The sequence below is a fragment of the Pandoraea pneumonica genome, from assembly GCF_902459645.1.
Classification (GTDB): Bacteria; Pseudomonadota; Gammaproteobacteria; order Burkholderiales; family Burkholderiaceae; genus Pandoraea; species Pandoraea pneumonica.
Window position 1 is genome coordinate 800,392 of sequence record NZ_CABPSK010000003.1, and the last position, 15,777, is coordinate 816,168.

Annotated in this window: 14 protein-coding genes; 4 read left to right on the forward strand and 10 right to left on the reverse strand. The window is 61.2% G+C overall.

The genetic code is table 11. The features are described 5' to 3' along the window. Positions 1-11: 11 nt before the first annotated feature. The 7 genes from PPN31114_RS19205 to coq7 all read right to left on the reverse strand — a co-directional run bounded on the left by PPN31114_RS19205 (position 12) and on the right by coq7 (position 7,641). Entirely contained in the window at positions 12-1,421 is a 1,410-nt protein-coding gene (locus PPN31114_RS19205) for a UDP-N-acetylmuramoyl-tripeptide--D-alanyl-D-alanine ligase (protein ID WP_150681062.1), read from the reverse strand. Next, entirely contained in the window at positions 1,418-2,956 is a 1,539-nt protein-coding gene (locus PPN31114_RS19210) for a UDP-N-acetylmuramoyl-L-alanyl-D-glutamate--2,6-diaminopimelate ligase (RefSeq protein WP_150681161.1), read from the reverse strand. Before PPN31114_RS19210 ends, PPN31114_RS19205 begins: the two co-directional genes overlap by 4 nt. Positions 2,957-2,979: 23 nt before the next feature. Continuing rightward, the gene (locus tag PPN31114_RS19215) at positions 2,980-4,755 is read right to left on the reverse strand and encodes a peptidoglycan D,D-transpeptidase FtsI family protein (protein WP_150681063.1); all 1,776 of its coding nucleotides are present in this window, start codon (positions 4,753-4,755) and stop codon (positions 2,980-2,982) included. Continuing rightward, complete coding sequence (ftsL, locus tag PPN31114_RS19220) at positions 4,752-5,099, reverse strand: cell division protein FtsL (RefSeq protein WP_150681064.1); 348 nt, start codon at positions 5,097-5,099, stop codon at positions 4,752-4,754. Before ftsL ends, PPN31114_RS19215 begins: the two co-directional genes overlap by 4 nt. After that, positions 5,096-6,025, reverse strand: a complete 930-nt coding sequence (gene rsmH, locus PPN31114_RS19225) for a 16S rRNA (cytosine(1402)-N(4))-methyltransferase RsmH (RefSeq protein WP_370865898.1) — start codon at positions 6,023-6,025, stop codon at positions 5,096-5,098. Before rsmH ends, ftsL begins: the two co-directional genes overlap by 4 nt. Before the next feature lie 46 nt (positions 6,026-6,071). Then, positions 6,072-6,500: a division/cell wall cluster transcriptional repressor MraZ gene (gene mraZ, locus PPN31114_RS19230; protein WP_150681066.1), complete on the reverse strand. Its 429-nt coding sequence runs from the start codon at positions 6,498-6,500 to the stop codon at positions 6,072-6,074. 430 nt (positions 6,501-6,930) lie between these two features. After that, the gene (coq7, locus tag PPN31114_RS19235; RefSeq protein WP_150681067.1) at positions 6,931-7,641 is read right to left on the reverse strand and encodes a 2-polyprenyl-3-methyl-6-methoxy-1,4-benzoquinone monooxygenase; all 711 of its coding nucleotides are present in this window, start codon (positions 7,639-7,641) and stop codon (positions 6,931-6,933) included. 318 nt (positions 7,642-7,959) lie between these two features. Here coq7 and PPN31114_RS19240 point away from each other — a divergent pair, with 318 nt between their 5' ends. Beyond that, positions 7,960-9,111: a porin gene (locus PPN31114_RS19240; protein WP_150681068.1), complete on the forward strand. Its 1,152-nt coding sequence runs from the start codon at positions 7,960-7,962 to the stop codon at positions 9,109-9,111. A 295-nt stretch (positions 9,112-9,406) separates the two neighbouring features. Further along, on the forward strand, positions 9,407-9,886 hold the full coding sequence (locus tag PPN31114_RS19245) for a MarR family winged helix-turn-helix transcriptional regulator (RefSeq protein WP_150681069.1): 480 nt from the start codon (positions 9,407-9,409) through the stop codon (positions 9,884-9,886). Positions 9,887-9,969: 83 nt separating this feature from the next. On the opposite strand, the gene PPN31114_RS19250 is transcribed toward PPN31114_RS19245, so the two are convergent. Then, complete coding sequence (locus PPN31114_RS19250) at positions 9,970-11,031, reverse strand: aminopeptidase (RefSeq protein WP_246182650.1); 1,062 nt, start codon at positions 11,029-11,031, stop codon at positions 9,970-9,972. A gap of 108 nt (positions 11,032-11,139) precedes the next feature. Beyond that, positions 11,140-13,215 (reverse strand): molybdopterin-containing oxidoreductase family protein, encoded by a 2,076-nt coding sequence (locus PPN31114_RS19255; RefSeq protein ID WP_150681071.1) that lies wholly within the window; start codon positions 13,213-13,215, stop codon positions 11,140-11,142. 211 nt (positions 13,216-13,426) lie between these two features. On the opposite strand from PPN31114_RS19255, the gene PPN31114_RS19260 reads away from it, so the two are divergent. Beyond that, the gene (locus PPN31114_RS19260) at positions 13,427-14,623 is read left to right on the forward strand and encodes a M20 aminoacylase family protein (protein ID WP_150681072.1); all 1,197 of its coding nucleotides are present in this window, start codon (positions 13,427-13,429) and stop codon (positions 14,621-14,623) included. Between the two features lie 68 nt (positions 14,624-14,691). On the opposite strand, the gene PPN31114_RS19265 is transcribed toward PPN31114_RS19260, so the two are convergent. Next, complete coding sequence (locus tag PPN31114_RS19265; protein WP_150681073.1) at positions 14,692-15,531, reverse strand: DUF3047 domain-containing protein; 840 nt, start codon at positions 15,529-15,531, stop codon at positions 14,692-14,694. A gap of 57 nt (positions 15,532-15,588) precedes the next feature. On the opposite strand from PPN31114_RS19265, the gene PPN31114_RS26310 reads away from it, so the two are divergent. After that, positions 15,589-15,777: hypothetical protein (locus tag PPN31114_RS26310; protein ID WP_217426964.1), on the forward strand; the 189-nt coding region annotated here is incomplete at its 3' end.

Here is a 15,777-nt window from a genome sequence, read left to right on the forward strand (position 1 = left end):
ATCAATCCTTTTTACTTAGCCGGGGCGTTGCCGCCCCCGGTTTCACTCGTAGCGCGCAGTGCTTCCAATACGCGCTCCATCCGCATAAAGCGGGATCCTTTAACCAGCACCGTCGCCGGTGCGCTCAGCTTTGCAATCAGCGCCGCCGCCAGCGGGGCCACATCGGCGAAATGCTCGCCGCCGTCGCCAAACGCGCTCACGGTGTCTTGCGTCTGCTCGCCCAACGCCATCAGCAAGTCGATGCCCCGTTGTGCCGCGTATTCGCCCACTTCCCGATGAAACTCGGGACCGTTGTCACCCACTTCGCCCATGTCGCCCAGCACCAGCACGCGAGGCGCTGGCGTCTGTGCGAGTACGTCGATTGCGGCCAGAACCGAATCGGGGTTCGCATTATAGGTGTCGTCGATCAGCGTGACGCCGGCGAGCGGTCCCTTCGAGAGCGTCGACACCTGAAGTCGGCCTTTGACGGCAGAAAACGCTTCGAGTGCCCGCACGATCGAACCAATATCGACATGCGCGCCGACAGCGCAGGCAATCGCGGCCAGTGCATTGCGCGCGTTGTGCTCACCGAGCAGCGGCAACTTCACCGTGAATCCACCAGCGGGCGTGTCGACACGCAGCACGCGGGTCGCCACGTCGTAACGTCCGGAGACCGCCGCACGGGTGTCGAGCGCGAAGTCGAGCACACGGCGCTTCGTGCCAGGCGCCTCGGCGATTTCCCGCCACATCGGTGCGAATTCGCTCTCCGCCGGGAACACCGCAACGCCGTCGACGGGCAGCGCCGCCAACACCGCCGAGTGCTCTTCGGCCACGGCAGACACGCTCACCATGAATTCCTGATGCTCGCGCTGCGCGTTGTTGATCACGGCCACGCTCGGCTGCGCAATTCGCGCCAAGTACGCTGTCTCGCCCGGATGATTCATGCCGAGCTCGAGCACGGCCAGCTTGTCGCCATCTTTCAGACGGAACAGCGTGAGCGGCAGGCCGATGTCGTTATTGAAATTGCCAGCAGTGGCCAGACGCGCGTCGGCACCGACGGCTTCGGCAAAAATCGCCGAGATCATTTCCTTGACCGTCGTCTTGCCGTTGCTGCCCGTGACAGCGACCACCGGAATGGCAAAGCGACGGCGCCATGCGGCAGCCAGTTCGCCCAGCGCAATGCGCGTGTCGGGCACGATCAACGCCGGAGCGTCGAAACCTTCCGGCACACGCGACGCCACGACAGCCGCCGCACCGGCGCGCACCACGTCGGCAAGGAAGTCGTGCGCATCGAAGCGCTCGCCCTTGAGCGCGATGAACAAGTCGCCCGGTTGTACCGAACGGCTATCGGTCACGATGCGCGAAAATGCCGTCGATGCCGAACCCATCACGTAGGAATCGGCCACGGCGGCTTGTGCATCACTCAGTTGCCACATACTCATTCGCCACCTCCGCGCACGGTCGTTGCACGCGCCGCGAGTGCCAGGCGAGCGTGCTCCTGATCGGAGAACGGCTTCTTCTTGCCCATGATTTCCTGTGTACTTTCGTGCCCCTTCCCGGCGATCAACACCAGGTCGGCGGCTTGCGCACCGCGCACGGCTTGCAAAATCGCGCTAGCGCGATCTTCGATACGGCGCGCGGCGTCGGGCTGTGCGAGACCGGCAGCAATCTGCGCCATGATCTCGGCAGGCACTTCGCTGCGCGGGTTGTCGCTCGTGAGCACAATCGCGTCAGCTAGACGCTCAGCCACAGCGCCCATCTGCGGACGCTTGCCTGCATCGCGATCGCCACCGCAACCGAACACGCACACGAGCTTGCCGCCACGGGCATCCGCCACAGGGCGCAGCGCGGCGAGCGTTTTGTCGAGCGCGTCGGGCGTGTGGGCGTAATCGATCACCACCAGCGGCTGACCCGGTTGCCCAATCTGCTCCATGCGACCGGAGACCGGTGTGAGCGTGGCCAGTCCAGCGATGGCCGCGTCCTGCGGCACGCCAGCGGCGAGTGCCGCGCCAAGCACCGCCAGCGCGTTACTAATATTGAATTCACCAATCAGCGGCACGGTGATCTGCTGACTATGACCATCGATATGCAGCGTGAAGCGCGTACCGATCGTCGTCGCGCGGATGTCTTCCGCACGCAGCACGCGGTTGCCATGCGCCGACGTCGCATCGCCATGCAGGCCGTATTCGTAGACCGGCGTTTTGCCTTTCAGACGCGTCAACAGACGTTGGCCCATCGCGTCATCGCGATTGATGACCGCAGCCTTCAACCCCGGCCAGTCGAACAACCGCGTCTTGGCCGCTTCGTACTCGGCCATCGTGCCGTGATAGTCCAGATGGTCTTGCGTCAGGTTGGTGAACACGGCGACATCGAATGCCACGCCGTTCACTCGCCCCTGATACAGCCCGTGCGACGAGACTTCCATCGCGACCGCTGCCGCACCCTGCGCACGAAGATCGCCGAGGCTGCGCTGCAATTGCACGGCGTCGGGGGTGGTGAAGCCGGTGACCGTCAGATGACCCGGGAAGCCGCTGCCCAGCGTGCCGATCACGGCACTGCGTGTGCCCGCCTTCGTCAGCAACTGTGCCAGCCATTGACTGCACGACGTCTTGCCGTTGGTGCCGGTCACGCCGAGCATCGTCATGCCGACGCTCGGTTCGCTATACCAAAGCGAGGCGAGCGGGCCTGCCAGCCAGTCGAGACGCGAGACGCCGAAATTCGGCACGTTGCCGAGGTTGGCCATGCCAGACGGCCACGTGAAATCGTCGCTCTGCCAGAGCACCGCCGCAGCGCCGCGCTCTACCGCATCGGCAATGAAGCCACGGCTGTCGGCCCCCTTCACGGCGTAGGCCACGAACACATCGCCCGGCCCGACACGGCGACTGTCGGCGTGCAAGATAGCACCAGCCGGTACCGTACGGCGCAGCCAATCCCAAGCCTGCGCCAACGTGGCACGCTCGGCGTCGTCGGTGATCATGGTCAAAGTGACCGGGGTGGAGTTCACGGTGCCCATGGCTCGCTCTCCTCCACCTTGTCGCTCACGACGAGCTTGGTTACGGGCGAATCCGGCACCACGTTCAGCGAACGCAGCGTGCCGCCCACGATGGCGGCAAACGCCGGACCGGCCGCCACGCCGCCGTAGTGCGCGCCGCGCCCCGGCTCGTCGAGCGTGACCGCCACGATGATGCGCGGCTCGGACATCGGCGCCATGCCGACGAACGACGCCCGGTATTTACTCTTGTCGTAGCCCTTGCCCGACTGCTTGTAGGCCGTGCCAGTCTTGCCGCCCACGCGATAGCCGATGACCTGTGCGCGCGTGGCGGTACCGCCCGGCGAGGTCACCATTTCGAGCATTTTGCGAACTTCACGCGCCGTAGCGGGTGAAATGACCGGCGTGCCCTTGACCGTGCTGCCATCGGTCTTGTAGATCGAGATCGGCAGCAGTTCGCCGTCATGGGCGAACACGGTGTAAGCACGTGCGAGCTGAATCAGCGAACTGGACAGGCCGTAGCCGTAGCCCATCGTCGCCTGCTCGATCGGACGCCAGCTTTTCGCCGGACGCAGACGACCGGCCACTGCACCGGGGAAGCCGATCTTCGGTGCCTGACCGAGGCCGACACTAGTAAACATGTCCCACATTTCCTGCGGCTTCATTTGCAGGGCAATCTTCGCGGTGCCGATGTTGCTGGAGTGCTGAATCACGCCTTGCACGGTGAGCAGACCGTAATCGCGCGTGTCCGTGATCGTCGCACCGAAGAAGTTCGCCCGACCGGTGGTCATCACCGTCGTCATCGGTTTCACGTAGCCATGCTCAATCGCCGCCGCCACGGTGATCGGCTTCATGATCGAGCCGGGCTCGAACGTGTCGGTGATCACGCGGTTGCGCAGTTGGGCGCCCGTGAGGTTCGTGCGGTTGTTCGGGTTGTAGGTCGGCAGGTTGACCAGTGCGAGCACTTCGCCCGTGCGCACGTCGAGCACGACGGCGCTGCCAGCCTTGGCACCGGTGCGCTCGATGGCATCTTTCAGTTCGCTATAGGCGAGGAACTGGATCTTGCTGTCGATCGAGAGCGTAATGTCGTGGCCGTCGCGCGGCTGCGCCAGGATGTCGAGATCTTCGACCACGCGGCCCAGACGATCCTTGATCACACGGCGGCTGCCCGGCGTTGCGGCGAGATCCTTCTGCATCGAGAGCTCGACGCCTTCTTGACCGATGTCCTCGACGTTGGTGAAACCGACGATGTGCGCCGCAATTTCGCCTTCCGGATAGAAGCGCTTGTATTCCTTGCGCTGATAGATCCCCGGAATATCGAGTTCGGCCACTTGCTTGGCCACGTCCGGCAAGACCTGACGCTTCACGTAGACGAAACTCTTGTCTTGACCCAGCTTACGGCGCAGATCCGGCTCACCCATTTCGAGCAGACGCGCGAGCTTGCGCACTTGCTCGGTGGAAACATCTTCGGGCACGTCTTCGGGGATCGCCCAGATGGCCTTGACCGGCAAGCTGGTGGCGAGCACCTGCCCGTTACGGTCGAACACTTTGCCGCGCGTGGCGGACATCTCCAGTGTGCGTTCGTAACGGCTCTCGCCCTGACGTTGATAGAAGGCGTTGCCCGGGCCCTGAATCCAGAAGGCGCGTGCGGCGAGTGCCGCGAAGGCGCCGAAAATCACGAAGACGAGCATCTTCGAGCGCCACATCGGCAGACGCACGGACAGCACCGGGCTGGCAGAGAACTGCACATCCTTGGTCTTGGCCTTAGCGTCTTTGCGGCGGATCATCGCTTGCCTCCGCTGGCGGGGGGTGCCGAGGCGGCACTCGCGGTCGGTACCGGCACATCCACCATCGCCCCCGTGCCACCGGCCGGGGCGGAGAGATATTGCGTGCGGCCCGGCGAGACTGCCTGCATCTTCAGGTCGCTACGCGCCACGTTCTCGATGCGCGCACTTTTGCTCTGGGCGCTTTGCTCGTACTGAAGGCGATCCCAGTCTTGCAGCAATTGATGCTCGAGCGCCTGCTCGCGGTTGAGCTCCACGAACGTACCGCGCGCCCGGTATTGCGCATTGATCAGCGACAGCGCGCAGCCGATCAGCAGTGCGAGCAGGAGAATGTTGAGCCGGCTCATGACGACACCCGCTCCATGACGCGCATGATCGCCGAGCGCGCGCGCGGGTTCGCCGCGACTTCGGCTTCGGAAGGTTTGATCTTGCGGTGGGCTTTGAACGGCGGTTCGGGAATTTCGTGGGCGCGCAACGGCACGCGGCGATCCACCACCGGCGCGCTCGTGCGCGCTTGCATGAAGCGCTTCACGATGCGGTCTTCCAGCGAATGAAAGCTGATCACCACGAGTTTGCCTCCCGTTTCGAGGACATCGGCCGCCGCTTCAAGCGCTATCTCGAGATCCGCAAGCTCTTGATTGACGTGAATCCGTATAGCCTGAAAGGTGCGTGTTGCCGGGTCCTTGCCCTTCTCACGGGTCTTGACGGCGCCAGCCACGATCTCGGCAAGCTCGCGAGTGCTGACGAGTGGACCGAGGTGGTCGGCGTTTGCCCGGCGAGCAACAAGCGCCTTTGCAATCTGAAAAGCAAACCGTTCTTCCCCATAGTCCTTGATGACCTCCGTCATTTCTTCCAGCGTTGCTCGGGCCAGCCACTCGGCGGCCGACTCGCCGCGCGTGGTATCCATGCGCATATCGAGCGGCCCGTCGAACCGAAAGCTGAAACCGCGCGCGGGGTCGTCGAACTGCGGCGACGACACGCCGAGGTCCAGCAATACGCCCGACACCTTGTTCGCGCCGCGACGGGCAAGCCCATCGCGCAGCGTCGCAAAGCTGTCGTGCTCAATCGAAAATCGCGGATCGGCAATCTTTGCCGCCTCCGCGATCGCTTGGGGATCCTTATCGAATGCGATCAGTCTCCCCTGGGCGCCCAGCCGCTCTAGCACCCTGCGACTGTGCCCACCCCGCCCGAACGTTCCGTCGACGTATACGCCGTCGTCGCGCCACAGCAGGGCATTCACGGCCTCGTCCAGCAGGACCGTGCGGTGCTGCATTACCGTTTCCACCGCGTGCGCCATGCTCGTCGGACCACCTGATCAATCAAAAAGTGAAGTTTTTCAGTGCTTCCGGCATGCTCTGCGCCATCGCTGCCTGTTCCTTGGCGGCGTACGTCGCGGCATCCCAGAGTTCAAAGTGACTGCCCATGCCCAGCAGCATGACTTCCTTGTCCATGCCCGCGGCTGCACGCAATTCCGGCGCTACCAGGACACGCCCCGCCGAATCCATCTCGACGTCGGCTGCGTTGCCCAGGAAGATGCGGCGCCACCAGTGCGCATCCATCGGCAGTGCGGCGATCTTGCCGCGGAAGATCTCCCATTCGGGACGCGGAAACAGCAGCAGACAACCATCGGGGTGCTTCGTGATCGTGACCTTGCCTTCGGCCTCGCCTTGCAGCACGTCACGATGCCGGGCCGGAATCGACATCCGTCCCTTTGCATCCAGTGAAAGTGCCGAGGCTCCCTGAAACACGTGCGCTCCCGTGAGGTTTCGTCCGCCTGTCCGTCATGCCGAGAGAGAAAGATTTCGTGCGTTACAGCACACAAAAATACACTTTCTCACACTATTTCCCACTTTAGAGGAGAGTGTTTGGCCGGTCAAGCGTTTCGCCGGTTTTTCGGACGGGATTTGTCAGACAGAACAATGACTTAGCGCACTTTCCTCAAGCAGCCGAACCAATTTTTGTCAGGAAAATTAATGACATAACTGCGATAGTGAAAGTGGAACCTCAAACTTGAAGCCCAATCTCGCGCAAAGCCCGCCAGCGCTATCGATACGGGGTAGTGCGCGCTTACGCCATGGCGCGCGCCATTTGGTGACACGCAAAATGCCACCGGACACGCGCCACGCGAGGGAGATCGACACAGGAAAAGAGAGAAGTGCCAGAGACGACCGCAGTGCTCTATATATAGTAGGCCGTCGTCGTCATGACCTTGGCGGCGGCCCGCATCACGCGCTGTACCGGCACGGGCAGTTCGATACCGCCCGCATCGCGTGCTGCCTGACCGTGCTCGATTTCGTCGAGACGCATCTGATCAACGATGGCCCGCGAGCGCAGATCATGCGGCGGCAGTTCGTCTAGATGGGTATCGAGATGGTGTTCGACCTGACGCTCGGTCTCGGACATGAAGCCCAGGCTCACGTTGTCACCGCACTTTCCGGCGACGAAGCCGATCGCGAAGGCCCCGGCGTACCAGAGCGGGTTGAGCAAGCTGGGACGCGAGCCCAATTCGGCCAGCCGATGCGCCGTCCACGCAAGGTGATCTTCTTCCTCTTTCCCTGCGTGCTCGAACGCCGCCCGCAACTCGGGCCGCTTGGTCGCCAGCTTTTGCGCCTGATAGAGCGCCTGCGCGCATACCTCACCGACATGATTCACGCGCATGAGACCCGCGACGTGCCGGCGCTCCTGCGGACTCAGCCCGTCGTCGGCAGCATCACTTGCGGCCGTGGCCCCGGCACCGCTCGCGTGACCCGCGCCGGTCGGCTCGGTTGTCGTCGGTGCAGCGGATATAGCGGATGTGGCAGGGACAGGAATCGGGCGGGAGGCTTGCGTGACCCCGACGATTGCTCGCAGGCCACGGTCCAGTTCGGAGATAAGGCTGTCTGAGAACATCTGACTTTCAACTCACTTCAATCTTTCACAATGTGGAATTTAGGACGATTCCACCGCGTCTGCCGGTGATGATACGCGCCTTTGCCAGACGTGCCTTGCGCGGGAGCAAACGCGCGCGAGGCACGCCAGAAGCCGGTTTCCGGGCTGTTGCGTAAACGAAACAAAGGTCGCCGCAAACCCGCGCAAATCCGGCCTTTTCCTTTGCCGCCCACAGTGAATTTGTTACATTACGTCCAACTTCTCGCGAAGTTGATTAGCAAGGACGTTATCACTAGTGACCTTGTTAAACAAATCTCACAATCCTTTGGAGATCACTCAATGAAAAAGTCGCTTCTCGCTCTGGGTGTGCTCGGCGCATTCGCTGGCGCTGCTCACGCTCAAAGCAGCGTGACCCTGTACGGTATCATCGACGCTGGCCTGCAATACGTCAGCAAGACCGGTGGCAACCTGGCTGGCACGGGTAACACCTCGAAGAACTTCCAGTTCGCCAACGGCAACCTGCAAGGTTCGCGTTGGGGCCTGAAGGGTGCTGAAGACCTCGGTGGTGGCCTGAAGGCAATCTTCGTGCTGGAAAACGGTTTCAACCTGGGCAGCGGCACGCTGGGCCAGAACAGCCGTATGTTCGGTCGTCAAGCCTACGTTGGTCTGAGCAGCGCAACGGCTGGTACGTTGACCATCGGTCGTCAGTACGACTCCGTGGTTGACTTCGTTGGTCCGTACGCTTCGGGCAGCCAATGGTCGACGTTCGCGGGCGCTCACCCGTTCGATAACGACAACTTGAACAACTCGTTCCGCGTGAACAACACTGTCAAGTACACGTCGGTTAACTACGGCGGCTTCAGCGCTGGCGGTATGTACGGCTTCTCGAACTCGGCCAACAATGGTTCGACGGGTTCGGGCTTCGCCAACAACCGCGCTTACTCGTTCGGTGCTGGCTACGCTAACGGCCCGGTGTCGTTCGGCGCTGGCTACTTGTACCTCGGCTCGCCGGGCAGCAACAGCTCGGGCGTGATCAACAACTCGGGCGATGCTACGACGGCCATGACGGCTGGCGGCCTGAGCGACAAGGCATGGATTGCATCGGCAGGCGGTTCGTACGCCTTCGGTCCGGCCACGCTGGGTCTGGTCTACGGTCACTCGGTGTACCAATACGTTGGTGGCGGCAGCTGGAAGTTCGACAACGTCGAACTGAACGGCAAGTACATGCTGACCCCGGCTCTGCAACTGGGCGCTTCGTACACGTACACGTGGTCGTCGCTCCAAACGGCAGGCAACAGCGTTTCGCCGAAGTACCACCAAGTCAACCTGGGCGTCGACTACTTCCTGTCGAAGCGCACGGACACGTACCTGGTTGGTCTGTGGCAACACGCCAACAACGATGCTCCTGGCGGCGCAACGTTGAACGGCCTGGGCTTCTCGAACAGCACGAACCAGTTCGCTGTTACGGCCGGTATCCGTCACAAGTTCTAAGCTGACAGTTTCTGTCACTTAGTCTTTGTTTGACGAAAGGGCACCTTCGGGTGCCCTTTTTTATTGCCTCGATTTTTGCGTCGGTTATTGCCTGGTTATTGCCTCAGCATTTTCCAGCGCCCGGATGCGGTCACGCTCTGCTTGTTTCCTGCCTCCCCGTTCTTCACCCCCTGTCTTCCGTCTCTCCATGTGGCGCGCGCGTTGTTTCCAAGCCAACCGCCCGCGCAAACCCGGCTTGACCGGGCGTTTAGTTCAAACCTAAAATTTCCATACTGTAAATTTCACATCGCCTCCCATGAGCCTCGCCGATTCCGACTCTCTCGATCTCGAAACGCGAGCCAACGACCGCGAGCACGACGCCCTGCGTCTGTGGCTGCGACTGCTCACCTGCGCCAACATGATCGAAACCGACATCCGGTCGCGTCTGCGCCAGGATTTCGATTGCACGTTGCCACGCTTCGATCTGCTCGCCCAACTCGACCGCCATCCGGAAGGGCTGAAGATGGGCGAGCTCAGCAAGCGCATGATGGTGACCGGTGGCAATGTCACCGGTATCACCGATCAGTTGGAAAAAGAGGGATGGGTGACGCGCGAGACCGTCGTCAACGACCGACGGGCGTTTTTGATCAAGCTGACGCCTCGTGGCAAGAAGGCCTTTTCCAATATGGCGCGCGCCCATGAGGAATGGATCGAGCAGCGCCTTGGCCGACTGCCGGAAGACCGGCAGCGTCAGTTGTATGCGCTCTTGGGGGATTTGAAGTCGGTGATCGCCTGACCGACTAGCCCAACCGACTTGCGCTGACCAGCAGCGCGTACGCACGCGCGTCGATCACGGCGACGCCGCCGAATGGCTTTCGGCTACCTCGCTGCGTGGGCAGGCGAATTCAATGCCGCTCGTGCCGCTGCCGCTGCGGGCGTTTCGTTAAGTGCGGCAAGCACCGCGTCACGCTCATCCGCTTTTCGCTTCGACAGTGCTTTCACTGCGCTATAGAACTTCGGCAAATCGTTGCCCTCTTCCGCGAGCAACGCCATGAACGCCGGCACCCACTGGTTATAAGTGGCGAAAGAACCGATCTTCGCGTTGTTCAAATCGCTCGCGAACCAGAGATCGAACCCTTTGTAGCCGCCCCACGATGCCTTGAGCGCCGCGTAATCGGCACGCATGCGGGTGAACAGCACGTCCTTTTGCGCCGTTTTCTGTCCGTCGGTATCTGTGCCGTTGTACAGCGCCTCCAATTGCTTGCGGTAACCCTCGACCAATTCGCGGAATTGCCGTCGATGCGCGTCATAACGCTCGTATTCGATCGCCGCGTCAGGATGCGCAGCCAACCAACGCTGCACGCCGACAGTCTCGACCGTGACCGCAAACGACTCGTTGAACGGCGTATCCCCCCGCACGAACAAAATCTGATGCGCGAGCTCATGGAAAATCATCCGGGCGACTTCAGCACGCGGCAGATAGATGAAGGTGCTAAGCAGCGGGTCATCGAAGTAACCCAGCGTCGAATAGGCCGGAATCCCTGCCACGAAGGTTTCCCATCCATCGCGATGCAGCTCTGCGGCATAGGCCTCCGCCGACTCCCGCGAGTAATACCCGCGATATTCGACGCATCCGACAACAAGCAAACACGACTCATGCAGCTTCAACGAGAGCGCGGGCGCAGCGAACACGTTGTAGACGACGTAGGGACGTTTGATGTCCGCGTAGCTGCGATAGCTGCCGTTATCAGGCTCCCCGAGCGCCGTTACGGCGTAGCTACGAATCTGCTCCGCTTCCGTCAAACGCTCACGCAACCGCGGATCTAGCGAAGGGTCCGCGAGTAGGTCGTTCACCGGCTGCGCCTCATGCAGCATGGTGAAATGGCCGTTAATCGACTGCGCGTAATAACCGACCTGGCTGCACCCACCCATCGCCGACATCACCGCGCATGCCGACAGTACCTTGAGGTACCGAAACCGAATCGGAGAACCCTTTACAGGCAAGGTCGACATGACAAACTCCGTGAGCGTTAGCGCGGGGCGCTGATCTTAGGCTGGCGCGACGTCGACCAGACAGTCGTAGAACGTCGGCGCGCGCCCAAGGTCCGTCAGTTGCTGGCTCGTGACCTCGTTGGCATTTTTGCCATCCGGTGCGAGCTTCTTCCACCAGATCGACAACCCGACCACCACGCCCTCACGAGCCTTTTCCGTCACCCGCGCTTTGGCGTTCAACGTGCCTCGATCGTTGAAAATCCTCACCCCCGCGCCGTCCGCAATACCACGGGGTCCAGCGTCGGCCGGGTGAATATCAAGCGTCGGCTCGCCCACTGAAGAGCGCAGGCTATCGACGTTCACGAAACTCGAGTTCAGGAAGTTACGCGCCGGCGGTGAAATCATGGCCAGCGGATAGCGCGCGGCGAGCGACGGATTGCTTGCGACCGATTCGTACGGCGGCACCCAGTCCGGCAGCGGATCGAAGCCTTCCTGCTGCATCCGCTCCGAGTAAAACTCGCATTTTCCCGACGGCGTGTAGAAACCGCCATTAGCGAACGGCGCCTCGGGCAAGTCGTAGCGCACCCAGCCGTCACGCTTGAGTGTTTCCCAATCCGCGCCCGCCATGCGCGAATCAGACCATCGGATCGATTGCTCGGCAAGTTGATCGTCCGTGTCCGAGAAGCATGGGTCTTGCCACCCCATCCGTTGGGCGAGTAGACGGAATATTTCCGAATTTGGCTTCGTCTCCCCCAACGGCGCGATAGCAGGATTATTCGCCAGCAGGTAGGTGTGGCCGTACGCCTTATGGATATCGAGATGCTCAAGCTGCGTGGTCGCAGGTAGGACAAAGTCGGCATAGTCGGCGGTATCGGTCTGGAAATGCTCCAGCACCACCGTGAACAGATCCTCCCGGCCGAATCCGGACGCCACCTTGCTCGACTCAGGGGCGACGGCCACGGGGTTGCTGTTATAGACCACGAGGGCTTCGATCTTCGGGCCAAACGACGCATCGCCCGGATGGCACAGCGCGTCCCCGATGGCGCTCATGTTCACCAGCCGCGGCACCTTGTCCGGCACTGGTCGCAGGTCCGGACGCGCTTGCGCCAGCGCATCGACCGGCGCAAAACCCGACGTCGACATCAACAATCCGCCAGCCGGATCGCGCCATGCCCCAATGAGTGCAGGCAAACAGGCGACGGCGCGCGTGGCTTGACCACCGCCCTTGGCGCGCTGCATGCCGTAGTTGAGACGAATCGCGGCGGGTTTAGCGCTGGCGTACTCGCGGGCCAACGTCACTACCGTGTCTTCGCTGATACCGCAGATCTCGGCCACGCGCGCAGGTGTATAGCGCTGCGCCCGTGCTTTCAACTGAGCGTACCCGACCGTGTGACGCGCAATGTACTCGTGATCGACGAGGTCCTCTGCGATCAGAACATGCATCATGCCGAGCGCCAGTGCGGCGTCGGTGCCGGGGAGCAACGCAATATGCTGGTGGCACTTCTCAGCGGTGAGCGAGCGATAAGGATCGATCGCAATCAATTTTGCCCCGCGCCGCTTGGCCTCCTGCGCAATCGCCCAGAAGTGCACGCTCGACGTGATCGGGTTGCTGCCCCAGATCAGAATCAGCTTGCTATCGACAAAATGCTCGACATGCATCCCGACGCCCGCCCCGTACGTATAGCGCAGCCCTGCGGCGCCGGCGCTCGCACAAATGGTGCGATCAAGCTCGGACGCGCCGAGTTTGTTGAAAAAGCGTGCAGCCATCGTTTCGCCCTGCACAAACCCCATCGTTCCCGCGTAGCTATACGGCAGGATGGCTTCGGGCTCGCGCGCTGCGATGCCTTTCAGACGGGCGGCGATCTCATCGAGCGCCTCATCCCAACTCACCTGTACAAATTGTCCCGCCCCCTTAGGGCCCACACGTTTGAGCGGGTGCAACAGACGGTCCGGATGATAGGTGCGCTCGGTATAGCGAGAGACTTTCGTGCACAGCACGCCCTTGGTCGTCGGATGGTCCGGATCGCCCTGAACCTTAATCGCGACGCCATTCTCCACCGTCACGTGAAGTGCACACGTATCGGGACAGTCATGCGGGCAAGCGGCCCGAACGACGTGGGTATTGGACGTCATGAAACTACTCCTCTCTCTGCCGAAATGTCGCGTCTGGTTGGGGTGTGACGCTGGCGACATTGTATTACGTTCGTCGGCGCTTCGCCCCGTCCCACGGGGCGGTACGGCCTTTTCCGGATGGCTCTGTATGGGCGTTCGCGTTTTCCTATCGAGGTGCCAGACCCTGCCTTTAGGGGTAAGATGAGCCATTGCGTACGCAGGAAACCCCGTCATGAAGCTTATTCCCGAAATCGATGCCGCTCGCGGCGAAATTCAGACCATTCGACGTGACATTCACGCACATCCCGAGTTGTGCTTCGAAGAGAAACGCACCTCCGATGTTGTGGCCGAAACGCTGACGAAGTGGGGCATCCCCATTCATCGCGGCCTGGGCACGACGGGCCTTGTGGGCATCATCAAGAACGGCAGCAGCGATCGTGCGATCGGTCTGCGCGCCGACATGGATGCCCTGCCAATCAAAGAAGCGAACACTTTCGAGCATGCCTCGAAGCACGAAGGCAAAATGCACGCCTGCGGCCATGACGGCCACACTGCCATGCTGTTGGCAGCCGCGCAGTACCTTCAAAAGCACCGCAATTTCGACGGCACGGTCTACCTGATCTTCCAACCCGCCGAGGAAGGTGGTGGCGGTGCGCGCGAGATGATCAAGGACGGCCTGTTTGAGCGCTTTCCGATGCAAGCCGTCTTCGGCATGCACAACTGGCCGGGGGTCCCTACCGGTACGTTCGCGGTTACGCCGGGCCCGATGATGGCCTCGAGCAACGAATTCAAGATCACTCTGCGCGGCAAAGGTACGCACGCCGGCATTCCTAACGCAGGGATCGACCCGGTCATTGCGGCAGTACAGGTCGCACAGGCGCTTCAAAGCATCATTACGCGCAACAAGCGGCCAATCGACGCCTCTGTGCTGTCAATTACGCAGATTCATGCTGGCGACACCACCAACGTCGTGCCGGACACGGCGTGGCTGGGCGGTACGATCCGTACCTTCTCGCTCGAGGTATTGGACCTGATCGAATCGCGTCTGCGCGAAATCTCGGAGTTTGTGGCCAAGGGGATGGGATGTTCGGCTGAGGTCGAATTCCAACGCAATTACCCGCCAACCATCAATGATCCGGCGATGGCAGCATTGTGCGCCGACGTGATGCGCCAGGTGGTTGGGGATGAGAACGTGAACGACAAAGTTGAGCCCACGATGGGCGCAGAAGACTTCTCGTTCATGTTATTGGAGAAGCCGGGCGCGTACGTTTTCATCGGTAACGGCGATGGCACGCATCGCGACAGCGGCCACGGCCTCGGGCCGTGCAATTTGCATAACGCCAGCTACGACTTCAACGATGATTTGCTGCCGTTGGGCGGTACTTACTGGGTGAAGCTCGTCGAAAACTATTTCGGCCGAGACCAGTAATCGCCGCGTTCGCATCGAGGCGCTCCAAAAAAAGCCGGCGATTGCCGGCTTTTTTGCGTCAGCTAAATCTACTTGGCTGCCGTTGTGGTGGGAATACCGTCAGTCTCCAATCGAATATCACCGTACCAGGCCGTGAACTTCGATTGCGTGTTGTCACCGTCGCTCATGATCGCGATGCCAATCAAGCGCCCGGGCGGCTCCCCGAATGCCTTCTCATAATCCTTCGCGATATCACGCGAATAGGATTGCCACTTGCCGAGGTCACCGCTGCCCCGCTCAACGACGATGGCTCGAATCCGGCCGGTGTAAGGATTCTGAACGACTTCGTCCGGCGAGAAACGTCCGTCGCCCCAGGTGTACATCAACGTCGCATAGGGTAATTCGCGCCCGCTCACCAGACGTGCGAGCTCGCGGTGCAGGTGATCCTGCGTGGTGAGTTTCGCCGGATCGCCATCGAAAGCGAGTGCGATGCGTACAGGGGCATCGTCATATCGCTTCGTGCGGATATCCGCAGACGGCGGCATGGCGTCGGCTCGCCAGCGCCAATTCAACTTGGCCCCTGGGTAGATAGGAATGTCGAGCTTCTGCGCAATGCCCGATGCCGACGCGTCGACCTGTGCGCGGATGACGGCAACGCCTTGCTCGTCGAGTGTCTGCTCGTAATTAGTGCGACGTTTATTGTGCGTTACGAGATAGGTTTCCCAATGCGGTGGGAGTCCTTCAGCGGTGACGGCCGCAGAGAGCGGGGCAATATCGTCACTCAACGAAGGCGACGCCATGAGAGCTACGTCACTCGACGGCTGATGCACGGCGCAACCGCCAACAATAAATGCAATGCCCAACGCGCCGCCAAGCAAGGTCAAACCACGCCACATTGCATGGCGCTTACTTCGATCATCATTTACCACTGGTTTCACTCCCCGAACCACAACTAACCCCGTGGTCGAATCGTAAGCGAGAAACCAATGACGATCTATCCGAAGTTTTACTTCACGACGTCGATGCAACACTTTGCGCGATGGCCGAGCGTGGCTTTAACGGAGCCTCGTTGGTCGATGGGAAGCCAATTCCGCTTGTGCAAAGCAAAAACCCCTTGCTACTTTGGTAGCAAGGGGTCTTTAGGGGAGCCTGACGATTACCTACTTTCACACGGG